This window comes from Acidovorax sp. Q11 (genome assembly GCF_054950075.1).
Genome location: NZ_JBUDZG010000007.1, coordinates 37,762 through 63,413, shown reverse-complemented (window position 1 = coordinate 63,413; position 25,652 = coordinate 37,762). Strand labels below are relative to the sequence as shown.

Genomic DNA, 25,652 nt, shown 5'->3' with positions numbered 1-25,652 from the left:
CTGGCGGGCTGCACAGTGGTGGGTAGCCGCCCTGGGCTGAGCTATCGCAATGAGCCGGACATGGGGCGCTCCTTTGTGCGCCCGCAGGTGCCGGTCCCGCGTGCGGCCACTGAATGGGTGGCTGACCGGCCCCAGTTCGTGGGTCTGGCCCTCAGCGGCGGAGGCAGCCGCTCGGCCAACTTCGGCATGGCGGCCCTGGAAGAGCTGGACAAGCTGGGCATCCTGGGGAATGTGGACGCGGTCTCTGCCGTCAGCGGCGGATCGATCCCTGCGGCTTACTTTGCGATCCATGGCGAAAAGCCGGATTGGGCAGAGCAAGGACGCCAGATGGCGTCGACAGACTTCGCCATGCCCCTCATCGGAAAGTTGCTCAACCCCGTCAACCTGATGGCGACGACTTTCTCGGATCTGGACCGCAGCGACCATCTCGCCGAGCTGTTCGAGGAAAAGCTCTTTGATGGCAAACGGGTGACTTTTGCCGACCTGGGGCCACGCGGGCCGCGCCGCCCAGCGGTGTACTTCAATGCCACGGACACCACCAATGGTGGTGTCCGTTTTGTTTTCAGCGACCGGCAATTTCTCCGCTCCACGGGCTCCGATCTCAGCCAGTTTCCTATTGCCTGGGCCATGGCATCTTCCGGGGCATTTCCGGGGGTGTTCAACTCGGTGACCCTGCGCCGTTACAGCCTGGACCCGGTGAAACGCCGGGAAGGTGGGGACGACCCTGGCGACAAGCGCTACCTGCACCTGATCGATGGCGGGCCCAGCGACAACCTGGGGGTTGAAACCCTGATCCGTCTGGCCCGTGAACACCATGTCAACCGCCTGAACGCGGGGCAGCCTTCGCAAGGCTGCATGATCATGATGGTGGACTCGCACGTGCCCAACGCCGGGGTGACGGAGATGCGTCAGTCGGACCGGCGCAACTTCGGCTCGGTGTTGATAGACCTGAACTTCCTGGACGCCATCGACGCGATGCTGTCCAACCGCCGGGACCAGACCCTGTCGCAGATGGGCATCCGGCGGGACGCGCCCCAAGGACAATTCAACGTAGAACTGGCGCCTGGCTTGTGGGACTACAAGATCCGGCCCTATCGCCGCATCAGCCAGTTCCCGGTTGATTACTACCACCTGGACGGCCGGGCCTTCACCGATGCGCGCTACTTCACACAGGCCAACGCGCTGGACCTGTCGGCCGCCAGGATGCCCGAGCGGCGCCAGTTTGATTGCCAGGTGTGGCACATCGCACTGGACGACATACAAGCCATCGTGCCTTGGCGGGTTCAGGGGGGAGAGGGCAAACCGTTGGATCTGAACGTGGAAGCGGACAAGGAGGTATTTGCCTACCGCTCCCGCCTGGGGCGCCTGATCAGCCAGGTGGCCACCAGCTACCGCCTCAGTGGCGCGCCCAACTGCAGCCAGGCCCAGCTTCAGGACCTCCTCTACGACGCAGCGCGAATCGCCGTGCGGCAAGACCGGATGTCGCTGGTCGATGTATGTGGATGGTTCGGGCAACGCGGGCTGGACCAAGGTGGCCAGTGCCGTCTGGAGGACGAGCCCCTGTTCCGCCCCGAGCTGGCGGTCACCCCCATACGCCGTCCGTTGAATTTGACCGAGTCTGAGCAGAACACCGACCGGTTCGTGAAGTGCGCGTCCGGTCCGGCCGGTGGGCGCCTGCCCGTGGCCCTGCCGGAGCCTTTGCTGATGCGTTGACGCCGTGCGGTGGGCTGACCAGGCGCTGCTGGCGAAGTCTGAACAGCCTCTGGCGGCAATCTGGTATCGGATTTCGCTACTTTTTGGCGTTAGGGCGGGTACTTTGACGTTCGGGAGGCGGGTTGGTCGGCGGTTGCCTGCATCATCCGGGCCGTGTTCAACCAACGCCCCCCGGGGCACCACAGCAATGTCTTCTTCTCCCATCGTTGTTCAGCGTGACACCAAGGCCTGGCAGCTGCAGGTGTGGGTCTCGTTCGGCATCGCAATTTTTCTGTGTGCCGTGGGCCTGGCGTGGCTGCCCGGCGAACAGCTGGAACAGGCGTTCATGGTGATGGGTTATGTGTTCTGCCTCTCGGCCGCGTTTGTGCTGGCCAAGTTTGTGCGGGACAACGAAAGCGCCTCGCGCCGGGGCGGTGGCGACACCCCCATGTGGAAGCTGGTGGTGTGGGGCGGTTTTGCGGTGGCCATGGGTCTCACGGGCTGGGGCCTGCTGAGCATGGACATCAACGTGACCTACAAGGCCTTTCTGGGCGTGAGCTGGCTGTACCTCATCACCACCGCCTTCACGCTGGCCAAGATGCTGCGTGACCGCCACGAAGCCGATCTGATGGAAGCCCGCCTGCAAGGCCGCCGCGAAGCTGCCCAGGCAGCCGCCCAGAACCACAGCGCGAACTGATCGCAACCGGTATGCGCAGGCGGCAACCAGCCGCCGTTGTGGATGAATTTCTTTCTGGTCTTTCGACCCGGTCTGTTCCGTACCTTGGGTGTGTGGGCGGGCCGTACCTTGAGGAGTGAATGATGATGAATGCCAAGTTTTCCTCGTGGGGCTTTGCTGCCCGCCTGCCCCGCGCCCTGCTGGCCGCCAGCCTGGTGTGTGCGACCCTGGTGGTTGCCGCCCCAGCCCGGGCGCAAAGCGAGGCTTCTGCCGCGCTGTCGCTGCTGCCCTTGGCCTCGGTGGTGGGCACGGCGTCTGTCGCGTCGGCCGCCGCAGGTGCGGTGGTGACGGTGCCAGCCGCGTTGTCGGTGGGTGGCGCGGTGCTGACGGTGCGGGCGGTGGAGGCCTCGGCCGTGGGCACGGTGTACCTGCTGGAGCGTGCCTCGGACGGCGCCCAGGTGAGCGTGGAAGTGGTCGGTCGTGGCGTGGCGGGCTCGGCCTATGCGGTGGGCACGGTGGTGACCTGCAGCGTGATCGGCACGGGCGTGATCCTGTCGGCGGCGGGCGAGGCCATTGCCTTTGTGCCCAACGCCATCGGCCGTGCGCTGCTGCACAACGAGCGCCTGTGAATATGAAGTACAACCCCCTGAGCCGCTGCGCGGCTTCCCCCTTCTCTCTACGCGCTGCGCGCTACGGGAAGGGGGACGATGCCCTCACTGCGGGGCGGCCCTTGCTCGGCATCCCTCGCCTTGGTCGCGCCAGTTTCATGGGCCATGGGCTCGCGGTACTGACTGCTGTTGTCGCGATCGTGGCAACCGTTCCTGCCCACGCTGGGCGCTCCTGCGAATCCCGCAAGCCCGTGCCCCCGCAGGTGATCGAGCGCGGCATGAAACTGGCCGAGCAGACCTCGGCCGCGCTGGATGCCGAGCACGCCAGGTCGGGCGCACAGGTGGTGGCGCTGGCCCGTGCGGGGCAGGACCTCTCCAAATACGGTCTGCGCTATTCGCACATGGGCTGGGCCTACAAGACGGCCGAAGGCCCCTGGCGCGTGGCGCACAAGCTCAACGAATGTGGCACCGCCGTGGGGCACCTGTACCGCCAGGGCCTGGGGGAGTTCTTCCTGGACGACCTGTGGCGCTACGAAGCCGTCTATGCCGTGCCCACGCCCGAGGTGCAGCAGCGCCTGCTGGCCGTGCTGCAGGACAAAGGCCGCACCAAGGCGCTGCAGCACCTGCCATACAGCATGGTCAGCTATGCGTGGGGGCGCAAATACCAGCAGTCCAACCAGTGGGCGCTGGAGACCCTGGCGATGGCCATGGAGCCCAGCACCGTGCGCACACGCGACCAGGCGCAGGCCTGGCTGCAGTTCAAGGGCTATGAGCCCACTGCGCTCAAGCTCGGGCCGCTCACGCGCATGGGTGGGCGGGTGGGCTCGGCCAACATTGCGTTTGACGACCACCCGGGCGAAAAGCGCTTCTCGGACCGCATCGAGACTGTCACGGTGGACTCGGTGCTGGCCTGGCTGCAGCGCACCCAGCTGGCAACGCCTTCGGTGGTGCTTGTACTGAAAAACTGAATAAAAACCGGCCTCTGCGCCTGTCTGGTAAGTGGTTTTAGCTATCAAATCAGTAGTGTTTGAGGAGAGGGATCACCATGAGCAAATCGCTGCGTTTGTCCGAAAAATGGTTCCGCCGGGGCCTGTGGCTGGTGGCGCTGGTGTTTGCCAGTTTCCTCATCGGCCTGGGCGGCACCATCGTGGGCGATCTGCCCAAGGTCGAAACCCCGCTGCGGGTGGATGACTTCCTCGACAAAACCGCTGCCGACAAGCTGCGCGCCGAAGTCAAGGCCGCGCGCCAGACCGAGCAAGATGCGCAGACCGCGCTGGAGCAGGCCCAGCTGCAGCGCAGCAAGGTGCGCAGCGAGGTGCAGGCCGAGAGGGACAGCTTCAACAACTGGCTGTCCACCCGCAGCGCCACGCAGCGCGCCGACCAGGACCCCGAGGTGCTGGCGCGCACCCAGGCGCTGGACGTGCTCAAGCTCGCCGAACGCAAGACCCAGCAGGCGGTCGAGGCGCAGCAGCAGGCTGCGCTGGATGCGCGCCAGGCCGCAGCCGCCCGGCAGGAGCAGCTGCGCCGCATGGAGTCCGACGGCTACGAGAAGCTTGCGTCCGAGCGCCGCAAGGTCGAGCTGCGCGTGTTCCTCTACCGCCTGGCCCTCACCCTGCCGCTCTTGGCCATTGCGGGCTGGCTGTTCGCCAAGCAGCGCAAGAGCACCTACTGGCCGTTTGTGTGGGGCTTTATCTTCTTCGCGCTGTTTGCCTTCTTCGTCGAACTGGTGCCCTACCTGCCCAGCTATGGCGGCTACGTGCGCTACGTGGTGGGCATTGCCGTGACGGCCGTGGTGGGGCGCTATGCCATCCAGGCGCTCAACCGCTACCTGGAGCGCCAGAAGCTGGCCGAGGCCCTGCCCGACCAGGAGCGCCGCAAGGAACTGAGCTACGACGTGGCCCTGGCCCGCCTGGCGAAGAACGTGTGCCCGGGCTGCGAGCGGCCCGTGGATTTGAAGAACGAGAAGATCGACTTTTGCCCGCACTGTGGTATCGGCCTGTTTGACCACTGCGGCCATTGCAGCACCCGCAAGAGCGCCTTCGCACGGTTTTGCCACGCCTGTGGCACGGGTGCCGGCGTCAAGCTGGCGCGCGAAGACTGATGGGGGGTGTAAGCACCGTGCCCCAGGGGCTGCGCCGCCGTGAACTGCTGGGCGCGCTGGCTGCCGCAGGCTTGCTGGGCGCCGTGCCTTGGCCCGCCCACAGCGCCCCCGGCGCGCTGATCGAGAACGTGACCCGCCTGTACCCCGTGCGGGTGTCGCGGGTGGTGGTGCCCACCCGCGTGCAGGAGGTGGTGCAGGCCGTGCAGCACTGGCCCGGCGCCGTGGCCGTGGGGGGCGGGCGCTACAGCATGGGCGGGCAGATTGGAGTGGAGGGTGGCCTGCACATCGACATGCGCCGCATGAACGCCCTGGTGTGGCTGGACGCCAAGTCCCACACGGTGCGCGTGCAAGCCGGCATGCGCTGGCGCGATCTGCAGGACCACCTGGACCCGCACGACCTCGCGGTGCGGACCATGCAGAGTTACTCGAACTTCACCGTCGGCGGGTCGGTGTCTGTCAACGTGCATGGCCGCTATGTGGGGCACGGCCCCATCGGCGCATCGGTGCGGGCGCTGCAGATCGTGCTGGCCAGCGGTGAGGTGCGCGAAGCCAGCCGCCAGCAGCACCCCGACCTGTTCTGCGCGGCCCTGGGTGGCTACGGCGGGCTGGGTGTGATCACCGAGGTGGAACTGGACCTCGACCCCAACACCGCCATGGAGCGCAGCGTGGCCCAGGTGGCGCTGGACGACTACCCCGGCTTCTTCGCTGCCAAGGTGCGCGCCAACACCCGGGCCGTGATGCACAACGCCGACCTGCTGCCCCCGCACTTTGACCGCGCCACCGCCGTGACCTGGGCGACTACCGACAAGCCCGTGACAGTGCCCGAACGCCTGGTGCCACGCGGCCAGCGCTATGACCTGGACAAAACCGTGATCTGGGCCCTGACCGAGCTGCCGGGCGGCCACCAGCTGCAGCACAAGGTGGTGCGACCGGCGCTGCTGCGCGGCCAGCCGGTGGTGTGGCGCAACCACGAGGCCAGCCTGGATGCCGCCTCGCTGGAGCCCGCCAGCCGCGCGCAGTCCACCTATGTGCTGCAGGAATATTTTGTGCCGGTGGCCCGCTTCGCCGCCTTCACGCGGGGGCTGGCCCGCATCCTGCAGCAGCATGGGGCGCAGGTGCTCAACATCTCGGTGCGCCACGCACCACCCGACCCTGATGCCGTGATGGCCTGGGCGCGCGAGGAGGTGTTTTCGTGGGTGCTGTATTACAAACAGGGCACCAGCACGGAGGCGCAGGAGGCTGTGGGCCTGTGGACGCGTGCGCTGATCGACCTGGCCCTGCAGCACGGCGGCGCCTACTACCTGCCGTACCAGCGCCATGCCACGCAGGCGCAGTTTGCGGCGGCCTACCCGCAGGCCGACCGGTTTCGCGCCACCAAGGCGGTGTGGGACCCACAGGGGCGCATGCGCAACATGCTCTGGGCGCAGTATCTTTAGGGATGTCCTGCACAACTCCCTGCGGTCGGTGATAGCGCGGCCTCGGGCGGTTCGCTGCGTTGCTTTTTTTGCCAATAGCTGGGCTATTGGCTGCAAAAAGACGCCTTGCGCCCCATCCCGATCCGCACTACCACCGCTCCGCGAGGGTTATGCAGGACATCCCTGGGGCGATGGTTCAGGCCAGCGCCACCCGGTTGCGCCCCTCGGCCTTGGCGCGGTAGAGCGCGGCGTCGGCGGCCAGCAGCAGCATGTCCATGTCGGCGTTGCCGCCCATGGTGGCGCTGTGCACCAGGCCAATGCTCACGGTGGCGCGCTGGGTGGGCCCCTGGTCGCCGGGGGCGGTGGCAAAAGGCTGCTGCTCCACCGCGCTGCGCAGGCGCTCGGCCATGGCGTGGGCTTCGGCGGGCGACACCTCGGGCAGCACTGCCGCAAACTCCTCGCCGCCCAGGCGGCCCAGCAGGTCTTGCGGGCGCAGCGTGCGCGCCATGGCCTGGGCAATGCCGATGAGCAACTGGTCGCCCGCGCCATGCCCGTGCTGGTCGTTCACCTGCTTGAAGAAGTCCACGTCCAGCATCAGCACTGCCACCCCGGCGGACCCGCGCTGGTGGCTGGCCACCAGGCGCGCGCCCTGCTTGAGCAGCGCACGGCGCGCGAGCACGCCGGTCAGGTCGTCGTGGCGCACGGCGTAGTCCAGGCGGCGCAGGGCCTCGGCGCGTGCGGCGCTGGCGCAGGCCACGGCCAGCGGCCCCAGCGCCAGCAGCGTGACGCCCACGCGCAGCGAGAACACATCGCCCGCATGGGCCGGGGTGAAGTTGAGCACACCCGTGGCCACGCCCGCCATGGTCCACAGGCACACCACCAGCGACAGCAGGCTGGCGGTGAAGGCGCTGTAGCTGAGCGCGCACCACAGCAACCCCGGCACCACAAAGGCCAGCATGCCCGGCCCGCCGATCACGGTGCGGATGCCCTCGGCCAGCAGCAGCGAGCTGATGGGCGCCGCGCGCCAGAGCAGCGACATGCCCTGCAGGCCACCCTGCGTGGCCTGGGGCGGGTCGTCGGCGCGCGGCGCGGCCAGCACCACGGGCACGATGAGCATGTAGTTCATCAGCTCGGTGCTGAACCACAGTGAGAGCAGGTCCGTCCAGGGCGCGTTGAAGTACACCGGCGCGGCGCCGCAGCCCGCCAGTGCCCCCACGGTGCTGGCCACCAGCGCTGCCAGCAGCAGGTACAGCGCCGACACCGTGCGCTGCAGGCGCCGGATGCGTTCGTCCAGCCCCCGCAGCACCAGCCAGCCCGCCGTGGCGCCCAGCAGGTTGGCGGCATTGAGCCACAGGGCCATGCCCCAGGCGCTGCCCGTGACCAGGTCGGCCGCCACGTAGCCCACTGCCGCCGCTGCCCAGGCCGGTGGCCGGGCCAGGTGGGGGTAGCGCACCAGCAGGCCCAGCAGCAGCGCATTGGCGGGCCAGAACGCCGACAGGAACCCGATGGGCCGCGCAAAGATGCCCACCAGGCAGGCGCCAAAAATCAGCATCCCCAGGGCCAGCCAAGCCAGCGCGGGCGCGATGGGCCGGGAGGGGGCAAGGGTGCGGAGCATGGTGGCAGGGGGAGGGGCGGGCGCTGAGCGGTGGTGGATTGTCTCCGCAGCCGGTGGGCGGGCTGCAGGATGGCTTGGTATGTTGAAACATTTGTTGACAATTGCCAACGGCCCGAGAGCCTTGGCCCGTGGTTTTACTGCGTATTTGTGGCGCTTTTTTGGCAGCTTGCGCGCGGTGGTATTGGTTTTGTTGCTATCAAAATATGTAACAGGCCGCTCCGTCGCGGCGGGGCTGGTCCGCTCAGCGTCGGCGCCAGCGCTGCCGCCATTGGCGCTGGACCACGCGCGCCACGCGCCAGGCCCAGGTGGCGCGGGCGCGGGCCAGCACGGCGTGCTTGGCGCGCATCCCCTGCGCATAGGCCCAGGCAAACCAGCGCAGCTGCATCAGCGCGGGCTGGGTGAGGGTGAACAGCCGCGCCACCACCGCCGTGCCGACCACCTTGGCCAGCACGATCACCAGCATGCCCAGCACCACATGCCCGCGTCCGATGGCCCAGAGCGCGAGCAGCTTGACGGGCAACAGCAGCAGCGTGGGCAGCACAAACAGCGCCACGGCCGCCCAGGGCGGCAGGACGCGCACGCGGCCCTCGATCCAGCGCAGACCCGGCCAGCGACCGATGCGCGCCAGCAGCTGCTGCAGCGGCACCCAGCCCCATTCTTCGAACAGGATGAAGAGCGCCAGCACGCCGCTGGCCAGGCCCGCCGCCACGCGACCGGGCCAGCGCAGCAGGGAGTGCAGTATTTTTTGAATGATTTGGGCCTTCTGCGCCTGTTGGTATTGCCTTTTAAGCTATCAAATGTATAGCAATTACATCCCCGCCCGCGCTCTTACACGCCGCGCCCCCGGTCGGCCTTGAACTGCGCGCGGAACTGGGTGAACGTGCCCGCGTCCAGCGACTCGCGCACCTCGCGCATGAGGTTCAGGTAGTAGTGCAGGTTGTGCACGGTGGTGAGCATGGGGCCCAGCATTTCGCCGCAGCGGTCCAGGTGGTGCAGGTAGGCACGTGAGAAGCCTTCGCGCCCGCCGTCGTCCCAGGCCACGCCCGAACTGCCTGCACAGGCGTAGCAGGTGCAGCTGGTGTCCATCGGTTTGTGGTCGGCCTTGTGGCGCGCGTTGCGGATCTTCAGGTCGCCAAAACGCGTGAACATCGTGCCGTTGCGTGCGTTGCGGGTGGGCATCACGCAGTCGAACATGTCCACACCGTCGGCCACGCCCTGCACCAGGTCTTCGGGCGTGCCCACGCCCATCAGGTAGCGCGGCTTATGTGCGGGCAGGCGGTGGGGCGTGTGGGCCATGATGTCCAGCATCTCGTCCTTGGGCTCGCCCACGCTCACGCCGCCCACGGCATAGCCGGGGAAGTCCATCTCCACCAGGCGCTCCAGCGACTCCTGGCGCAGGTGCTTGAACATGCCGCCCTGCACGATGCCAAACAGCGCGTTGGGGTTGTTCAGGCGGTGGAACTCGTCCTGGCTTCGTTTTGCCCAGCGCAGGCTCATTTCCATGCTCTTGCGCGCCTCGGCCTCGGTGGTCTTATGGCCCTTGGTTTCGTAAGGCGTGCACTCGTCGAGCTGCATCACGATGTCGCTGTTGAGCGTGGTCTGGATCTGCATGCTCACCTCGGGCGACATGAAGAGCTTGTCGCCGTTCACGGGGCTGGCAAAGGTCACGCCTTCTTCGGTGATCTTGCGCATGGCGCCCAGGCTCCAGACCTGGAAACCTCCCGAGTCGGTGAGGATGGGCTTGTCCCACTTTTCAAAGCCGTGCAGGCCGCCAAAGCTCTGCATCACGTCCAGGCCCGGGCGCATCCACAGGTGGAAGGTGTTGCCCAAAATGATCTGCGCGCCCATGTCGTGCAGGCTGCGGGGCATCACGCCCTTGACAGTGCCATAGGTGCCCACGGGCATGAAGATGGGGGTCTGCACCACGCCGTGGTTGAGCGTGAGCGTGCCACGGCGTGCGTGGCTGGAGGGGTCGGTTTTGAGGAGGTCGAACTGCAGCATGATGGGGCGCATTGTCCCAGACAGGCTTGCCTGATCTGCTTCAAGGGTATGGACTGGCGTTTGCGCAGGCCGTCGCTACACTGGTCTGCACTGACTCACTCAAGGAGAACACACCATGCTCAAGATCCTCATCGCAGTGGATGGCTCTGAACTCTCCCTGGACGGCGTGCACCACGCGCTGACCCTGGTGCGCCAGGGCCTGCAGGCCACCGTGGTGCTGGCCAACGTGCAGGAGCCCGCCACGCTGTACGAACTGGTCACCACGCGCGACCCCGACCTGATTGCCGCCGCCAGCCTGGAGGCGGGCGAGCACCTCATGGCCCCGGCGCGGGGGCTGCTGGATGCCGCCGGTGTTTCGTATGAAACCGACGTGGGGGTGGGCGATGTGGCGCACACGCTGGTGGACATGATCGAGCGCTCGGGCTGCGACATGGTCGTCATCGGCGCCAAGGGGCAGGGTGCCATCACCAGCGCGCTGCTGGGCTCGGTGTCGCAGGAGGTGGCCCACGCCAGCCCGGTGCCCGTGACCATCGTCAAACATGCCGAGGTGCTGGAGGCCGTGGACAGCGACGTGGCCGAGGACGCCGAGGCCTGAGGCCCTCAGGCGTTTCGGCCCCCCAAACGATCAGGGCCGCTGTGTGCGGCCCTGAGGGGGAACGGATGAAAAGGAGCGGGGCTCAGGCCGCCTTGCGAAACGGCTCGGCCGCCGGCCGCTGCAGCTTGCCATGGGGCAGGGTGGCCAGGCGCGAGAACATGCGGCGCACGTAGCCACGCACCCACAGGCATTTGTTGAGTTCGTCCACGGGCAGTGGGCCCGACACCACCACGATGTCGTTGGCCACATCCTGCGCCCCGGCCGCGCGCAGGCGGCGGCGCGTGTTGTTGGCCCACGACTGGATGCGCGTGGGGCTGCCATGCTGGTGCACCTCGCCCGTGTGCACATCGAACGCAATGGCCACCGTGTCGGTCTTGAGCTTGAAGCGGCGTTCACCCGTGACGGCGCTGGGCGCCTCGCGCATGTCATACAGGTAGTAGCTGCCTGCCTTGAGCTGGTATTGCATGTCCATGGGTGTGTTCCTCTCTGGGCGCATTTTCGAGGGTGCACGCACAAGGCAATGGCCGGTATTGCGGCCAAAAAGCCGCGCTTATCGGGTGTGTGGCGGCTGCGCCCTGCCGGTGTCGTTGCGCGTGCTATTGTGGCGGCGCGTCGGCGCCATTCCGAGAAACTTGAGGATGATGTCGTAACGAGTTGTGAGCGCCCCTCGCCCGGCCTTGGTTTGCTGTTGGTCGGTGTTTCTCCAGGGCGTATGCAACTGGCACGGCCCATACCAGGGCAGCCGAGCAAGGGCCGCCCCGCAGCGAGGGCTGCGTCCCCCTTCCCGAATGGCACAGCCATTCGAGAGAAGGGGTGAAGGCGCGCAGCGCCTCAGGGGGATGTACCTGCTAAAAATCCACCAGACTCAACCCCACACTGAACACCGTGCGCTTGCGGTTGTAGTCGATCATGCTGTCGCCATAGCCGCTGAACAGCGCGGTGTGCAGGCGCAGGTTGCTCTTGCTGCCCCACAGGCCACTGCCCAGGGTCTGCATCCATTCCAGCCGCACCGAGCCCCGGTCGCTGCGCGCCAGGGTGTGGCGCACGGTGGCGCCCAGGGTGTTGTCCTTGTTGGCGTTCCAGAACACCGCCAGCTCGCCCCGGCCGACGTAGTCGCTGATGCCGGGGTTGTCGTCGCTGTCGGCGCTTTCAGACAAACGCTTCCAGACCTTGGCGTTCACGCTCCAGCGGTTGTCCAGCTCCATGCCGGTCATCAGGTAGACGCGGTTCCAGCTGCGCGACAGCGGGTTGCTCTGCCCGTTGGACTGGTGCACCAGACCGACGCCGCTGTAGCGCCACTTCCAGCCCAGCGGCAGCTGCGCCGTGGTGGGGTAGACATACATCACCTCGGGCTCGTGGTCGGTGGTGCGGAAGGGGCGCGAGATCTGGGGGGTGAACAGCTGCCAGTACGACTGCTGCGAATAGCCAAACCACACCGAATCCTTGAGCGTGGGATGCCCCTGCGTGAGCAGGCCCTGCGCAATCTTGGTGCGCACCGACAGCTGGATGCGGTTTTCGGTGCGGCGGTAGGGCGTGGAGGTAAGGGCCGAATGGTCGGGCGCGTCCGAGGTGGGCTGGCGGTTCACATTGCTGCCAGCCACCACCGACACCGTGATCGGCCGGTAGCCCCGGAAGCTGAAGGTGCCGCAGTCGCTGCCCGACTCCAGCTCCCAGAAGCGCGAGAGGTCGCTGTACTGCGGGTCGCGGCAGCCTTCGGTGCGCGCCACTTCGATGATGCGGGTGGCGGGCAGCGTGGTGTCCACGGGGGTGGGCACGGCGGTTGTGGTGACGGCGGTTGTGGTGACGGCGGCGTCGGCTGCCGAGGCGCCGGGGGCCTTCCAGGTCTGCTCGGCCGCCCACTGGTCAAAACAGGCCAGGCGCGCCTGGTTGTCGCCCGGCAGCGCGGTGCAGCGGCGCCAGGCGCTGTCGGCACCCGCAGCGCCGGTGGCTGGGGGCGCCGACTGCGCCCATGTGGCGCCTGCGGGGGCCAGGGTGGCCAAGGCTGAAAGCACCAGGGCTGCCGTGTGGTGCAGGGGGCCCAAGGCGGTGGCCGCCCGGGTAGGCGTTTGGATGGACATCACTGCCACCCCGCCTGCCGGCGCATCACAAACGGAATGGCTGCGGGAGCCGGGGGCGTGGGGTGGGCGTTGTGCCATGTTCCGCGTATTTCCTTGCCGCAACTTCCATCCACCACCCGGCCTGTCCAGGTGGCGCTGATGTTCGTGCCGTTGATCGATTCTTCCAGAGTCAGGTCGCCATCGTCCACGTCGCCGCTGACCTGGGCCGTGGTGCTGCCGCGCTGCGTGGTGCCCCGCACACTCTGTGCCAGCTCGGGGTGGGGGCCCAGCTGCAGCACGGCGGTGGTGGGCGGTGGCGGGGTGGCGCCCTCTGCGGCCGGGGCCCGCAGCTCGGCCAGCCAGCGGCCTTGCAGGTGCTGGTGGTCCATGTCGGCGGCGGCCGGGCAGGCGGTGCTGGCTTTCGAGTTTTTTTGGCCGTCTGCGCGCGCTGGATAAGCGCTGATTGCTATCAAAATAATAGCCATTGACAGGGCAAGCTGCGGCAGGAGGGAGGGGCGTGTGCGGGGCATGCTGGCGTTCAGGTCAGTGCATTCAGGCGGCAGGGGGCGCGCCAGCGGCCAGCGCCTTCTTGGCGGCAAACTCGGCGCGCAGGGCCTTGAGCTTTTCGCGCGGGTCTTCGCGGGCGGTGGTCTTGTCCAGGCCCATTTCGGCGATGAAGCGGCTGGGCTGGGCCGCCACCATCTCGCGGCCCTTCTTGCGTTTTTTGGTCCAGCTCACGCCCAGGGTGCGCTGGGCGCGGGTGATGCCCACGTACATCAGGCGGCGCTCTTCCTGCAGGCGCTGCAGCGTGTCGTCGCTCACCTTCTGCTGGCGGCCTTCGTCGTCGTCGAGCTTGAAGGGCAGCATGCCCTCGGTCACGCCCACCAGCACCACATGGGGCCACTCCAGCCCCTTGCTCGCGTGCAGGGTGGAGAGCACGACCATGTCCTGCTCCTTCTCGCGCTCGCTGATGGTGGAGAGCAGCGCAATGGTCTGCGACACCTCCAGCAGGCTCTTGGTCTCCTTGGCCACCACGGCGCCTGCGGTGTCATCAATCTGCCCGCCCGCGCGCTGGGCCATCCAGTCGCAGAACTCCATCACATTGCTCCAGCGCGCGGCGGCCACCTTCTCGCTGTCCTCGTTGTCATAGAGGTGCTGTTCGTAGCCGATCTCCTTGAGCCAGTCGTTCAAAAAGGTGCGCGACTCCTCGGCGCCATGCACGCGGCGCGCGCTGTATTCCAGGTAGTTGATGTAGCGGCCGAACTCGTGCAGACCGTCCATGGCGCGCTTGGGCACGGCGGCGGGCAGCATGCCGTTGAACAGTGCGCCGAACATGCTTTGCTTGTGCTGCGTGGCAAACGCGCCCAGGGCCGCGAGTGTGGTGTGGCCAATGCCGCGCTTTGGGGTGGTGATGGCGCGCAGAAATGCCGGGTCGTCGTCGTTGTTGATCCACAGCCGGAACCAGGCGCACAGGTCCTTGATTTCGGCGCGGTCGAAAAAGCTGGTGCCGCCCGACACCTTGTAGGGGATGTTGGCCTTGCGCAGCGCTTTTTCAAACGGCTTGGCCTGGTGGTTGGCGCGGTAGAGGATGGCGAAGTTCTTCCAGTCCGGCGGCGGGTTGCTGGCCGCGCGCAGGCTCTGGATGCGGGCCACGGCGCGCTCGGCCTCGTGCTCTTCGTTGTCGGCGTCGATCACGCGCACCGGCTCGCCCTCGCCCAGCTCGCTGAACAGCGTCTTGGGGAAGAGCTTGGGGTTGGGCCCGATCACGTTGTTGGCCGCGCGCAGGATGGCGCTGGTGGAGCGGTAGTTCTGCTCCAGCTTGATGACCTTGAGGTGCGGGTAGTCGATGGGCAGCTTCTTGAGGTTGTCCAGCGTCGCGCCGCGCCAGCCATAGATGCTCTGGTCATCGTCGCCCACGGCTGTGAAGTGCCCCTTTTCGCCCACCAGCAGCTTGAGCAGCTCGTACTGCGTGGCATTGGTGTCCTGGTATTCGTCCACCAGCACATGCGAGAGCGCTGCCTGCCATTTGGCGCGCACTTCGGGGAAGTCGCGCAGCAGGCGCAGCGGCATGCCGATGAGGTCGTCGAAGTCCACGCTCTGGTACGCCGCCAGGCGCTCCTCATAGCGCGCCATCAGCGTGGCGATGATGCGTTCGTTGTCGTCGGCTGCCTGGGCCAGCGCCTCGGCCGAGGTCAGGCCCATGTTCTTCCACTTGCTGATCACCCACTGCCACTGGCGCGCGGTGGCCATGTCGGTGGTGCCGCCCGAGGCTTCCTTCAGGATGCCCGTCACGTCGTCGGCATCCAGGATGCTGAACTGCGGCTTCAGGCCCAGCACGCTGCCGTCTTCGCGCACCATGCGCACGCCCAGGGCGTGGAAGGTGCAGATGAGCACGTCCTTGGCGCGCTTGCCGATCAGGTGCCCGGCGCGCTCTCGCATTTCCGACGCCGCCTTGTTCGTGAAGGTGATGGCCGCAATGCGCTTGGGGTCCATGCCTTTTTCGATCATGTGGGCGATCTTCATGGTGATCACCCGCGTCTTGCCCGAGCCCGCGCCCGCCAGCACCAGGCAGGCCCCGTCGGTGTAATGGACAGCCTGGAGCTGGGCGAGATTGAGACCGGCAGACATGGGAGCTTGGGGGGCGCTGGACGCAGAAAAGGGAGAGGGGAGTCGGAGGGCGGGCCGGGGCGGCGGCAACAGGGGCGGGCCCCGCTGCGAAGCGCGCAATGATACCGGCGCGCCTGTGCCCGTGCCTGTCCCGTGCTCTTGCCAGCAGCCCGCCCGGGGGCACTGCGCCGGGCTGACAAGGCGCTGACGGGCGAGGGGCGCCACAGGGCGCATGGGCCAGCCGCTCCGGGAAACCCCGCTAGGGGCTTTGTTTTTGCAATTTGATACTGGCTGCGGCCCCCGCCCACTCCCGGGCGGTGCTTCCCCCACTCCATGCCCCCGGTCGCACGCCCATGATCTCCTTCGCTTTTTCCGCTGCCATTCCGTCTGTGCCATCGGGCCCCGGCCGTCCCCGGCCTCCTGCCCGCAACTGGCGGTCGGTGGCGGTCGTGGCGGTGGTGGCCACCGCCCTGCTGGCCGGTGGGGCCCTGGCCCCGGCGCAGGCCCAGATCGGCAGCACCACGCCCGTGCGCATCGGCGTGGTGGGGCCGTTCACCGGGCCCTCGGCCGACTTTGGCGTGCCCATGCTCAACGGCATCAAGCTGGCGGTGGACGAGATCAACGCCGTGGGCGGCTACCTGGGCCGCCCGCTGGAGCTGGTCGTCAAGGACGACACCGCCAACCCCGACCAGGGCCGCAAGGTCTCGCAGGAGCTGCTGGCCGAGAAGGTCGTCGCCACCATCGGCTTTTGCAACACCGGCGTGGCGCTCAAGGCCATCGACCTGTTCCAGGACGCCAAAAGCCCGCTCATCGTGCCTTGCTCCACGGGCACGGCCGTGACGGCCAAGTACCCCGCGCCCGACAGCTACATCTTCCGTGTGCAGGCGCGCGACGCGATCCAGGCGCCCTTCCTGGTGGACGACATCGTCAAACGCGGCTGGGACAAGGTCGCCATCTTTGCCGACAAGACCGGCTACGGCGAAGGCGGCTACAACGACGTGGTGGCCGCGCTGGCGGCCAAGAACCTCAAGCCCGTGCACGTGGCGCGTTTTGACCTGGGGGTGAAGGACCTCACGGCCGAGCTCACGGCCGCGCGCAACGCGGGCGCCAACGTGGTCTACAGCTACACCGTGGGGCCGGAAAACGCCACCATCGCCAACGGCAAGAAGGCCCTGGGCTGGAAGGTGCCACAGGTGGGGCCGTGGCCACTGTCCTTCCCGTTCTTCCTCGAAGGCGCCAAGGACGCGGCCGAGGGCGCGCTCATGGTGCAGACTTTCATCGCCGAGCCCAGCAACGAGCGCCGTGCGTCCTTCCTGTCGGGCTACACCCGCAAGTTCCAGGGCAAGGTGGCCGTGCCCATGGCGGCGGCCAATGCCTACGACGCCACCTACCTGCTGATGTACTCCTTCCTCGGCATCCGCGACGGCAACCTGAACGGCAAGGCCATCAAGGAGTCGCTGGAGGGCAAGATGAAGACCTACTACGGCGTGGTCACCACCTACGACAAGCCCTTCAGCGCGCAGGACAAGGACGCGATCACGCGCAACATGCTGGTCATGGGCATGGTCAAGAACGGCGCCATCACCTTTGCCTACCCCGAAGATGCCAAGCGCAACCTGATCATCCAGCGCAAGCAGTAGCAAAAAAACGGGTGCCTGCGCTCGCCACCCGCGAGCCCACCCACCTGACTTTGCGCTGACCACGCTGGGCGCCGCTGGCCCCGGCTGCAGCCGCAGCCAGGACAATCGAGCCGTGCTCTCCGTCCTCCTCATCACCTTCCCCTTCTTCGCGCTCGTGCTCTGCGGCTATCTCGCCGCACGGCGCGGCGTGCTGCCGCAACCGGCCATCCCGGGGCTCAACGCCTTTGTGCTGTACTTTGCGCTGCCCTGCATGCTGTACCGCTTTGGCGCAAGCACGCCCATCGCCCAGCTGCTCGACCCGGCTGTGGCGGGCGTGTATGTGCTGTGTGCGCTGGTGATGGTGGGGGCCACGGTGGCGCTCACGCGCAAGGCCCACATCGGCTGGAACGACGCGGCCTTTGGCGCGCTGGTGGCCGCCTTCCCCAACACCGGCTTCATGGGCGTGCCGCTGCTGGTGGCGCTCCTGGGCGCTCAGAGCGCGGGCCCGGCCATCGTGACCATCGTGGTGGACATGGTCATCACCAGCTCGCTGTGCATTGCGCTGTCGCGCCTCGATGGCGCGGGCACCCACGGCGTGGGGGTGGCGCTGAAGAATGCCTTCAAGGGCATGGCGACCAATCCCATGCCCTGGTCGATTGCGCTGGGGGCGTTGGCTTCGGCCCTGCAGTTCCAGCTGCCTGGCCCGGTGGACAAGACCATCGCCATGCTGGCCGACGCTGCATCGCCCGTGGCGCTGTTCACCATTGGCGCGGTGCTGGCCCGCTCGCAGATGAACCAGCACGAGCAGGTGCCCGCGCGGGACTACGTACCTGTGGCGCTGGCCAAGCTCCTGGTGCACCCGCTGCTGGTGTGGGGCGTGGGCACGGCGGCCATGGCGATGGGTGTGCCGCTCACGCCGTTTGCGCTCACGGTGCTGGTGCTGCTGGCAGCGCTGCCCAGCGCCAGCAACGTCTCGCTGCTGGCCGAGAAGTTCGGCGCCAACAACGGGCGCGTGGCGCGCATCATCCTGGTGAGCACGGCGCTGGCGTTCTTGAGCTTTTCGGCAGCGGTGGCGCTGCTGACCTGATTGCTATTGATTTTGTAGCTATTGGCGCCCACCCCATGCGCGCAGAGGCCTAAAAAAGCCTGAAATCTTGCGGCGAGGCGAAAAAAAACCGGCTCATCCGAGCCGGTTTTTTTGTGGAGGCTACCGGGTTCAGTAGCGGCCGCCACCGTGGCCACCCGTGCCGTAGCCCACATCTGCGCGCTTGCTGGCGGTGTAGCCACCCGCGTCACTGCGCTCTTCGCGCGGGCGGGCCAGGTTCACCACGATCGAGCGGCCGTCCACGGACATGCCGTGCAGCGCCTTGATGGCGGCCTGGGCCACGTCGGCGTTGGCCATCTCCACAAAGCCGAAGCCTTTGGAGCGACCCGTGTCACGGTCCATCATGACCTTGGCAGACGACACGCCGCCGAACTCGGCAAAGTTGCTGTGCAGGCTGGCATCGGTCACGGAATAGGGCAGGTTGCCCACATAGATTTTGCTGCTCATGGAAGAGCCTTTCTAAAAATGGCGCGCAACGATTCGCGCACTGTTGGGGTTCTGCGCTGCGGATGGGAAATCCGCAGCGGGGGCAAGGTGGATAGCAGGTGCGTGGGGCCGCAGCAGGCCATCAACATTGGGGCGGGTGCTGCATGCTGGTTTGCAGCCAGCCCTGCGTGACGGCAAAAAGCCGTGCGGCTTCGCGCGAGGCGAAGGCTTTGTCAAAACGGAACACGCGGCAGTAGCTGCCGTTGCCCTGGGAGCGGTGGACCGAGAAGGAGGCGCGGAAGCGGCCGCAGTCGGTCGGGTGTGTCGTGGGCGAAACGACGTAGGGGCCCATGGAAATGGCAGTCTGTGAAATCTGGATCAATCAGGACCGCAGGCCGTCAAGGTGGCCTGCGTGAGCATCAAGGGACGCGGTGGGCTGCAGCTCTGCAGGCCACTGGGCGACAAAGGTCGCAAGGGGAGCGTCTGCAAGGGGCGGAATGCATCCCGGGGGCAGACGTTGCGGTGACTGCCCGAACGAGGCGCCGTGACTGCAACAGCCCGAATTATATTTGTTTCTGCATTTAAACTAAAATTATTATTCTTTTGAGTTTTAAAAATGGCGTTTTCGGGGGCTTTGCGGGCCCTTCGGCCGGGTGCTGAGGCCAAAACTTGCCTCAAATCACCAGCGGGTCCACATCCACCAGCCAGCGCACCAGCCCCTTGTGCTCGGGCGCACTGCGTGTGGCCTGCAGCACGGGCTGCCAGGCGGCCAGAAAACGCTGCAGGGCGGTGCGGCTGGGGCTCTCCATCAGCATCTGGGCGCGCTCCACATTGGCCACGCGCTGGATGGTCAAGGGCACCGGGGGGAACAGCGTCACCGCGTCCAGCCCCGGCAGGCCCGCCGCGTGCGCGGCGGCCGTGGCGGCGGTGAGGAAGCCCTGGGCCACCTCCTGCGTGCGCGCGTCGGCGCGCACCAGGGCCTGGTAGGCAAACGGGGGCATGGCGGCCTCTTCGCGCTCCTTGAGCTGCTGGGCGGCGAAAGCCTCGTAGTCGTGTTTGCGCAGCGCCTCATACACGGTGTGCTGGGGGTGGAAGGTCTGCACCCACATCTCGCACTGCGTACCCTGGGCGGCCATGTACGCGGCGTCGCGCCCGGCGCGGCCTGCCGCCTGCATGAGCAGCGCAAACAGCCGCTCGGGCGCGCGGAAGTCGCTGCTGAACAGCGCCCCATCGGGCTGCACGGCGGCCACCAGGGTGATGCGCCGGAAGTCGTGGCCCTTGGCAATCATCTGCGTGCCCACCAGCACATCCACCTCGCCCGCATGCACCTGGGCCAGCTGCGCTTCGAGCGAGCCTTTTGCCTTGGTGGTGTCGGCGTCGATGCGGGCGATGCGCGCGGGCGTGCGGTCGGGCCGCAGCACTTCGGAGAGCAGCGCGGAGAGCTGTTCTTCAAGCTGCTCGGTGCCCCGGCCCATGGAGTGGATGTCCGGGCTGCCGCAGGTGGGGCAGGCGCGGGGCACGCGCACGGTGTAGCCGCAGTGGTGGCAGCGCAGGGTGCGGTCGCTCTTGTGGAACACCTGGTGAGCGCTGCAGTGTGGGCAGTCGCTTTTCCAGCCGCAGTCGGCGCAGTGCAGCACGGGGGCATAGCCCCGGCGGTTGAGCAGCACCATGCTCTGCTCGCCGCGCGCCACGCGCTCGGTGATGGCGGCCAGCAGCGGCGCGCTGAAGATGGCGCGGCGCGGCTGCTGGTTCATGTCCACACGGCGCACCCGGGCCGGGGCGCCGACGCCGATGCCCGAACCTATGCGACTTGGCATGGCCAGCCGCACGTAGCGTCCGCCTTCGGGGTCTTCGGGCGTGGGCGGGCGGCTGGCGTGCCAGGTCTCCAGCGAGGGCGTGGCCGAACCCAACAGCACCTTGGCGCCCTGCTCGCGCCCGCGCCAGATGGCCAGGTCGCGCGCCGAGTAGCGGGCGCCTTCCTGCTGCTTGTAGCTGGGGTCGTGTTCCTCGTCCACGACGATGATCTTCAGGCCCGGCAGGCTGGCGAACACCGCCATGCGCGTGCCCAGCACGATGCGGGCAACACCGCTGTGCGCGGCCAGCCAGCTCTTGAGGCGCTGCGGGTTGGTCATGCCGCTGTGCAGCGAGACCACGGCCTGGCTGCCAAAGCGGGGGGCGAAGCGGGTGGTGAAGCGTTCTTCGAGCTGGGGGGTGAGGTTGATCTCGGGCACCATCACCAGCGCCTGCGCGGTGGGGTCGGCCTCCAGCGCCTCCTGCACGCAGCGCAGGTAGACCTCGGTTTTGCCGCTGCCGGTGCTGCCAAACAGCAGGAAGGGGCCGGATTCAGAGGAAATTTGAGCCCTTGCGCGCTCCTGTTCTGCGGTGAGTGCTATTGTTTGAATAGCGTTTTCGCTGCCGTCCTGGTCCATTGCCTTGGCGGGGCGCTTGAGCCGGCGTGCCAGCTGGTCGGGCTGCAGGTCGCGCAGCTGGGGGGGCAGGGCGGCCAGCGCCACCTCGCCCAGGGCGCGCTGGTAGTAGCGTGCGGCAAAGGCCACCAAGCGGCGCCAGGGCAGCGCGAGCGGCGCCACCCCTTCCAGCACGCCCGCCACCGGCCGCATGGCAGCCCCTTCAGGCAGCTCGCCCGTGGCCTCGGCGGCGTCCCACACCACGCCCAGCACCTCGCGCTTGCCCAGCGGCACCCGCACCAGCGTGCCCGGGGGCAGGGGCTGTGCGCTGGCATAGCTGAGCAAATCCCCCACGCCGCTGTGCGACGGGGTATGCAATGCAACGTGGACGATGGCGGTGTGGATAGGCACAGGCTATGGCAGTTACGGGGGCTTGTGGAGATGCTGTAGAAGTTTGGCGGCTAAGTGCTTGATTTGGCGTGCAGTGTGAGTAATCCCGTCTTTCTGTGGATAACTTTGTTGACATCCTGCCTGCACACCCCGCCAACCCGCATGAACACTGGCGCTGAACAGAATGCCCACTAAACTGGCAGCACGAAAAAATCCTTATGAATCAATCATCTGAAGAAATTCTGGTGCATTTTCTGTGCTAAGGCTGTGCGGCAGGAAAATGTTGCGCCGCATCAAGATTTGTGTGCATAAGTCGAACATCGCTTGGGCGTCAAGGCCCGGGTCAGCCCCAAATTTGTGCTAGCCGCTGCACTGCTTGTTCAGGGTTTTTTGCGGTTTGGCCTGCAAGTGCTTGATTTGACAGGGGATTTGCAAGAAATCCAGAATTTCTGTGGATAACTTTGTTGATATCCCCTGCGTTTGTCACGCAAGTCCTTGAAAGACGGAGGTTTGGCTGGAATGCCCATCAAAAAAGCAGGGGATGCAGATCCTTTTAAATCAATCACTTACGCGTTTGTTGCGAATCTTTCCGGTGCCGCCATGGTGCCATGCATGGTGCGCCATCGGGTGGCGGTGCTGCTCCAGTTTTGTGCATAAGTCAGCCCTTCGGGTGCGGGACTGTGGGGTTTTGGTGCGTGGGGGCCTGCTCGCTTATTGCGTGCAGAGAATGCCGCACTGGTGCGGCTGCGCAGGCCCCGGCCGCCTTCAGCGCTGCTGGCGCTGCGCCCGCGAGTGGCTGTGCACCGCCTCCACCAGCGCCGCCACATGCTCGGGCGGCGTGAACTGGCTGATGCCATGGCCCAGGTTGAAGATGTGGGTGGGGCCGGTGGTGCTGCGGTCGGTGTGGGGTGTGCCAAAGCTGTCGAGCACATGGCGCACCTGTTGTTCGATCTGCGCGGGCGGCGCAAACAGCACGTTGGGGTCGATGTTGCCCTGCAGCGCCTTGCCGGGGCCGCCCACCTGGCCGCCGACGATGGCGCGGGCATGGCCCAGGTTGGCCGTCCAGTCCAGGCCCAGCACCTCGCAGTCGATGTCCTTCATGTCCGGGAGCCAGATGCCGCCGCCCTTGGTGAACACGATGCGCGGAACGTCCGTGCCATCCACACCGGTGCGTTTCAATTGCGCCAGCACCCGCTTGGTATAGGCCAGGCTGAATTCCTGGAACGCGCCATCGGCCAGCACGCCGCCCCAGCTGTCGAAAATCATCACGGCCTGGGCGCCTGCGTCAATCTGGGCGTTCAGGTAGGCGGCCACGCTGTCGGCGTTGATGGCCAGGATGCGGTGCATCAGGTCGGGCCGCGCATACATCAGGCTCTTGACCAGGCGGTAGTCGTCGCTGCCCTTGCCTTCGACCATGTAGCAGGCCAGCGTCCAGGGGCTTCCCGAAAAGCCGATGAGTGGCACGCGGCCGTTCAGGGCCTTGCGGATGCTGGTGACGGCGTTGAACACATAGCGCAGCTTGTCCATGTCGGGCACGGCGAGTTCGGCCACGGCCGCTTCGTCACGCACTTGTTTTGCAAAACGCGGGCCCTCTCCCTCGGCAAACGACAGGCCCAGGCCCATCGCATCGGGCACGGTGAGGATGTCGCTGAACAGAATGGCCGCGTCGAGCGGAAAACGCTCCAGCGGCTGCAGCGTGACCTCGGTGGCGTAGTCCACATTGGTGGCCAGCCCCATGAAGCTGCCCGCCTGGGCACGCGTGGCCTTGTATTCAGGCAGATAGCGGCCCGCCTGGCGCATGAGCCACAGGGGCGTGTAGTCGGTGGCCTGGCGGCGGCAGGCACGCAGGAAGGTGTCGTTGGCGAGGGGAGCGAAGGTCATCCTGCGATTGTCGCAGGCCGACCGCCAGCCTCGACACCCGACCCGGCGGTGGAAATTGACGCGTATCAAGCCAATGCACCTGCGGAACCGGCGTTGCTGGGCCGCCGGGGGCGTCTCCCTTCGGGGGAAGCGGCGGAGCCGCTCAGGGGGGCTTCACCTTTCCGCGATGTAGTGCGACATCCGCACGACTTCGCCGGGCGCTAAGAACGCCCGCACTTCGGTCTCCAGCGCCTGGTCGGCCATCGTGGCGCGGGCGCGCTGGTGCAGGTAGTCGGCCCAGGACTCGACGATGAAACGTTCCACATAGCGCGAGGGCTCACCCAGGTCTTTGTAGATGCGCCAGAAGGTCGCGCCGTCGCGGCGGCGCGGGGCCTTCATGCGGCTGATGGTGTCGAGGAACGCGGCGTCGGTGCCCGGCGCTATGCGGTAGCCCACCTCCACCGCCACGGGCCCCGCCTCGGGCAGGGGTTCGGCCTCGATGAAGAGTTCGTCCCAGGGCGTGGCCTGTGTCACTTCGTGCAGCGCGCCCATGCGCAGCGGCATGGGGCGTGCCAGCAGCAGGCCCACGCCCATGAGCGCGGCGGCCACACACAGCGTGGGCGTGAGGCCCAGGATGTCCGAGGCTGCACCCCAGAAGGCAGAGCCGATCGCAAATGCGCCCAGCGCCGCCACCATGTGCATGGCCACGGCACGCGAGCGCACCCACTGCGGCGCGCTGGCCTGGGTGGCGGTGTTGAAGGTGGACATGGCCGACATCCAGGCCGCGCCCGCAAACAGCATGGCGATGTAGACCACCGCCGTGATCTTGGTGAGGGCCGCCACCAGCATGGCCGCGCCGAACACGACGCCGCCCACGCCCACGATGGCCTCCATGCCAAAGCGTGCGCGCAGCCGTCCCAGCACCAGGCCCACGGCCACGGCGCCCGTGCCCAGGCAACCCATCAGCAGCCCAAAGCCCGGCGCGCCTGTGCCCAGGCGCTGGGCAATCACCGGCAACAACGCCCACAGTGCCGAGCCTGCAGCACTGAACGCCATCACGCGCACCAGCTGCGCGAGGATCATGCGCGAGTGCCAGGCAAAGCGCAGGCCGCTCAGGGTGCCGCCCCACAGGCGCTCGGCGGGCAGCTTGGAGGGCGGGTGCGCCTTGGGCGGCCAGCGGCGGATGGACTCCCACATCACCAGCGTGGTGGTCACGGTGATGGCAAACACCCAGCCCGCACCCAGTTGCGCAAACACCAGCCCCGCCAGCGTGGGGCCCACGGCGCGCGCGGCGTTGTAGGCAATGCTCACGGCGGTGATGGCCTGGGGCCATTCGTCGCGCGGCACTGGGTCGATGACCGAGGAGTTCCACGCGGGCGTGAGCACCGCCGTGCAGCAGCCGCAGATGAACACCAGAAACAGCACCGATGCCGGGCCACCCCAGCCACCCAGCACCAGCAGCGTGAGCAGGGCGCACGCCCCCACCTGCGCCAGCAGCGCGCCCGAGATCAGGCGCCGCCGGTCGGTGGTGTCGGCCAGCACCCCGGCGGGCAACGCCAGCAAAAACATGGGCATGAACACGGCCGTCTGCACCAGCGCGGCCAGGAAGGAAGAGCCCGTGAGTTCCACCATGAGCCAGGCGGCCGCCATGGTCTGCATGCCGCTGCCCACAAAAAAAATGCCGCCACAAATCCACAGGCCCCGGAACGCGGGTTGGCGCAAGGGGCTCCACAAAGAGGTCGAGTGCTGGGACATGAGGGCGGGCGGTAGGGCGTGGGTCGTGGTCGGACGGGAAGCGCGGGGTGGCCCTGTATGGGTGTTACAGAGCGTGTTCGAGGATATCGCCGGTTCCCTGTTTTGGGGCGCACGGCTGGGGATGTCCCTCAATCCACATGCCGTCCGCCCCGCAGCCGGTAGGTGCGCGGCACATCGGTGCGGGTGGCGACCAGCGCCTCGGCGCGCTGCTGCATGTCGGCCAGGGCCTGGTCCAGGCCCGCCACCGCCTCGGCGCTGAGCCCGGCCAGCAGATCCTGGTTGAGCGCTTTGACCTGCGGAAACAGTCCGTCGTGCACCGCCTGGCCCGCAGATGTGAGGGTCAGCACAGCCTGGCGGCGGTCGCCGGGCATGGCGTCGCGGGTGATGAGTTTCTTGGCCAGCAGCGAGGTGATGGCACGCGAGGTGCGGGCGCGGTCCAGGCCCAGGCGCTGGGCCAGTTCGGCCGGGGGCATGCCGGGGTGTTGCGCCAGCACCATGAGCAACCCCCACTCGCGCCGGGTGATTCCGTAGCCGCCCTCGCACAGCCGCACCACCAGGCTGCCCGCCACCGCCAGCAGGCGGTTGAGGCGGTACATGAGCAGGTCGTTGGCGGCCTGCGGGTGGGCCAGCCGGTGGCCGGGCGGGGCGGGTGGTGAGGGGGCCGGGGCAGGCGCGGGCATCAGGGTATTTCCGGGCATTGATTGATTAGATCAATTGATTGTGTG

General features: G+C 67.2%; 22 protein-coding genes. 9 read left to right on the top strand and 13 right to left on the bottom strand.

From position 1 onward, the window contains the following. Window positions 1-60: 60 nt before the first annotated feature. From ACYZGB_RS08250 to ACYZGB_RS08225, 6 genes are all read left to right on the top strand, one after another. Entirely contained in the window at window positions 61-1,713 is a 1,653-nt protein-coding gene (locus tag ACYZGB_RS08250) for a patatin-like phospholipase family protein (protein WP_462387774.1), read from the top strand. 187 nt (window positions 1,714-1,900) lie between these two features. After that, window positions 1,901-2,389, top strand: a complete 489-nt coding sequence (locus ACYZGB_RS08245; RefSeq protein WP_462387773.1) for a YiaA/YiaB family inner membrane protein — start codon at window positions 1,901-1,903, stop codon at window positions 2,387-2,389. Window positions 2,390-2,511: 122 nt separating this feature from the next. Then, window positions 2,512-2,997, top strand: coding sequence for a hypothetical protein (locus ACYZGB_RS08240; protein WP_462387772.1), 486 nt, complete (start codon window positions 2,512-2,514; stop codon window positions 2,995-2,997). A 137-nt stretch (window positions 2,998-3,134) separates the two neighbouring features. Continuing rightward, entirely contained in the window at window positions 3,135-3,944 is an 810-nt protein-coding gene (locus ACYZGB_RS08235) for a DUF2145 domain-containing protein (protein WP_462387893.1), read from the top strand. A gap of 77 nt (window positions 3,945-4,021) precedes the next feature. Then, on the top strand, window positions 4,022-5,077 hold the full coding sequence (locus ACYZGB_RS08230; RefSeq protein WP_462387771.1) for a serine endopeptidase: 1,056 nt from the start codon (window positions 4,022-4,024) through the stop codon (window positions 5,075-5,077). Further along, window positions 5,077-6,513, top strand: a complete 1,437-nt coding sequence (locus ACYZGB_RS08225; RefSeq protein ID WP_462387770.1) for an FAD-binding oxidoreductase — start codon at window positions 5,077-5,079, stop codon at window positions 6,511-6,513. Before ACYZGB_RS08230 ends, ACYZGB_RS08225 begins: the two co-directional genes overlap by 1 nt. Before the next feature lie 175 nt (window positions 6,514-6,688). Here ACYZGB_RS08225 and ACYZGB_RS08220 read toward each other — a convergent pair whose 3' ends face one another. The 3 genes from ACYZGB_RS08220 to tgt form a co-directional block, all read right to left on the bottom strand. Continuing rightward, window positions 6,689-8,107, bottom strand: coding sequence for a GGDEF domain-containing protein (locus ACYZGB_RS08220; protein WP_462387769.1), 1,419 nt, complete (start codon window positions 8,105-8,107; stop codon window positions 6,689-6,691). Window positions 8,108-8,348: 241 nt separating this feature from the next. Then, entirely contained in the window at window positions 8,349-8,816 is a 468-nt protein-coding gene (locus tag ACYZGB_RS08215; protein WP_462387768.1) for a hypothetical protein, read from the bottom strand. Window positions 8,817-8,935: 119 nt separating this feature from the next. After that, window positions 8,936-10,108: a tRNA guanosine(34) transglycosylase Tgt gene (gene tgt, locus ACYZGB_RS08210; protein WP_462387892.1), complete on the bottom strand. Its 1,173-nt coding sequence runs from the start codon at window positions 10,106-10,108 to the stop codon at window positions 8,936-8,938. 115 nt (window positions 10,109-10,223) lie between these two features. Here tgt and ACYZGB_RS08205 point away from each other — a divergent pair, with 115 nt between their 5' ends. Continuing rightward, complete coding sequence (locus ACYZGB_RS08205; RefSeq protein WP_462387767.1) at window positions 10,224-10,703, top strand: universal stress protein; 480 nt, start codon at window positions 10,224-10,226, stop codon at window positions 10,701-10,703. A gap of 82 nt (window positions 10,704-10,785) precedes the next feature. Here the strand turns inward: ACYZGB_RS08205 and ACYZGB_RS08200 are convergent, their stop codons facing one another. The 4 genes from ACYZGB_RS08200 to ACYZGB_RS08185 all read right to left on the bottom strand — a co-directional run bounded on the left by ACYZGB_RS08200 (window position 10,786) and on the right by ACYZGB_RS08185 (window position 15,388). Beyond that, the gene (locus ACYZGB_RS08200; protein ID WP_252658805.1) at window positions 10,786-11,175 is read right to left on the bottom strand and encodes a hypothetical protein; all 390 of its coding nucleotides are present in this window, start codon (window positions 11,173-11,175) and stop codon (window positions 10,786-10,788) included. A gap of 376 nt (window positions 11,176-11,551) precedes the next feature. Beyond that, a complete protein-coding gene (locus ACYZGB_RS08195) occupies window positions 11,552-12,781 on the bottom strand; it encodes a phospholipase A (protein ID WP_462387766.1) in 1,230 nt (409 codons plus the stop codon). After that, complete coding sequence (locus tag ACYZGB_RS08190) at window positions 12,781-13,149, bottom strand: hypothetical protein (protein ID WP_462387765.1); 369 nt, start codon at window positions 13,147-13,149, stop codon at window positions 12,781-12,783. The genes ACYZGB_RS08195 and ACYZGB_RS08190 overlap by 1 nt, the downstream gene beginning before the upstream one ends. 163 nt (window positions 13,150-13,312) lie before the next feature. Continuing rightward, window positions 13,313-15,388 (bottom strand): ATP-dependent helicase, encoded by a 2,076-nt coding sequence (locus ACYZGB_RS08185; RefSeq protein WP_462387764.1) that lies wholly within the window; start codon window positions 15,386-15,388, stop codon window positions 13,313-13,315. A 332-nt stretch (window positions 15,389-15,720) separates the two neighbouring features. On the opposite strand from ACYZGB_RS08185, the gene ACYZGB_RS08180 reads away from it, so the two are divergent. Together ACYZGB_RS08180 and ACYZGB_RS08175 are read left to right on the top strand one after the other, a co-directional pair. Beyond that, the gene (locus ACYZGB_RS08180; RefSeq protein WP_462387763.1) at window positions 15,721-17,007 is read left to right on the top strand and encodes an ABC transporter substrate-binding protein; all 1,287 of its coding nucleotides are present in this window, start codon (window positions 15,721-15,723) and stop codon (window positions 17,005-17,007) included. Window positions 17,008-17,119: 112 nt separating this feature from the next. Further along, window positions 17,120-18,073: an AEC family transporter gene (locus tag ACYZGB_RS08175; RefSeq protein WP_436140705.1), complete on the top strand. Its 954-nt coding sequence runs from the start codon at window positions 17,120-17,122 to the stop codon at window positions 18,071-18,073. 129 nt (window positions 18,074-18,202) lie between these two features. Here ACYZGB_RS08175 and ACYZGB_RS08170 read toward each other — a convergent pair whose 3' ends face one another. From ACYZGB_RS08170 to ACYZGB_RS08145, 6 genes are all read right to left on the bottom strand, one after another. Continuing rightward, window positions 18,203-18,538 carry an RNA recognition motif domain-containing protein gene (locus ACYZGB_RS08170; RefSeq protein ID WP_462387762.1) on the bottom strand — a complete coding sequence of 112 codons (336 nt, stop codon included), beginning with the start codon at window positions 18,536-18,538 and terminating at the stop codon, window positions 18,203-18,205. 121 nt (window positions 18,539-18,659) lie between these two features. Next, complete coding sequence (locus tag ACYZGB_RS08165; protein ID WP_462387761.1) at window positions 18,660-18,869, bottom strand: hypothetical protein; 210 nt, start codon at window positions 18,867-18,869, stop codon at window positions 18,660-18,662. A gap of 322 nt (window positions 18,870-19,191) precedes the next feature. Beyond that, window positions 19,192-21,327 carry a replication restart helicase PriA gene (gene priA, locus ACYZGB_RS08160; RefSeq protein ID WP_462387891.1) on the bottom strand — a complete coding sequence of 712 codons (2,136 nt, stop codon included), beginning with the start codon at window positions 21,325-21,327 and terminating at the stop codon, window positions 19,192-19,194. A gap of 750 nt (window positions 21,328-22,077) precedes the next feature. Then, window positions 22,078-23,193 carry a uroporphyrinogen decarboxylase gene (gene hemE, locus ACYZGB_RS08155; protein WP_462387760.1) on the bottom strand — a complete coding sequence of 372 codons (1,116 nt, stop codon included), beginning with the start codon at window positions 23,191-23,193 and terminating at the stop codon, window positions 22,078-22,080. A gap of 153 nt (window positions 23,194-23,346) precedes the next feature. Beyond that, window positions 23,347-24,927 carry an MFS transporter gene (locus ACYZGB_RS08150; protein WP_462387759.1) on the bottom strand — a complete coding sequence of 527 codons (1,581 nt, stop codon included), beginning with the start codon at window positions 24,925-24,927 and terminating at the stop codon, window positions 23,347-23,349. A gap of 128 nt (window positions 24,928-25,055) precedes the next feature. After that, window positions 25,056-25,625, bottom strand: coding sequence for a MarR family transcriptional regulator (locus ACYZGB_RS08145; protein WP_462387758.1), 570 nt, complete (start codon window positions 25,623-25,625; stop codon window positions 25,056-25,058). Window positions 25,626-25,652: the final 27 nt, after the last annotated feature.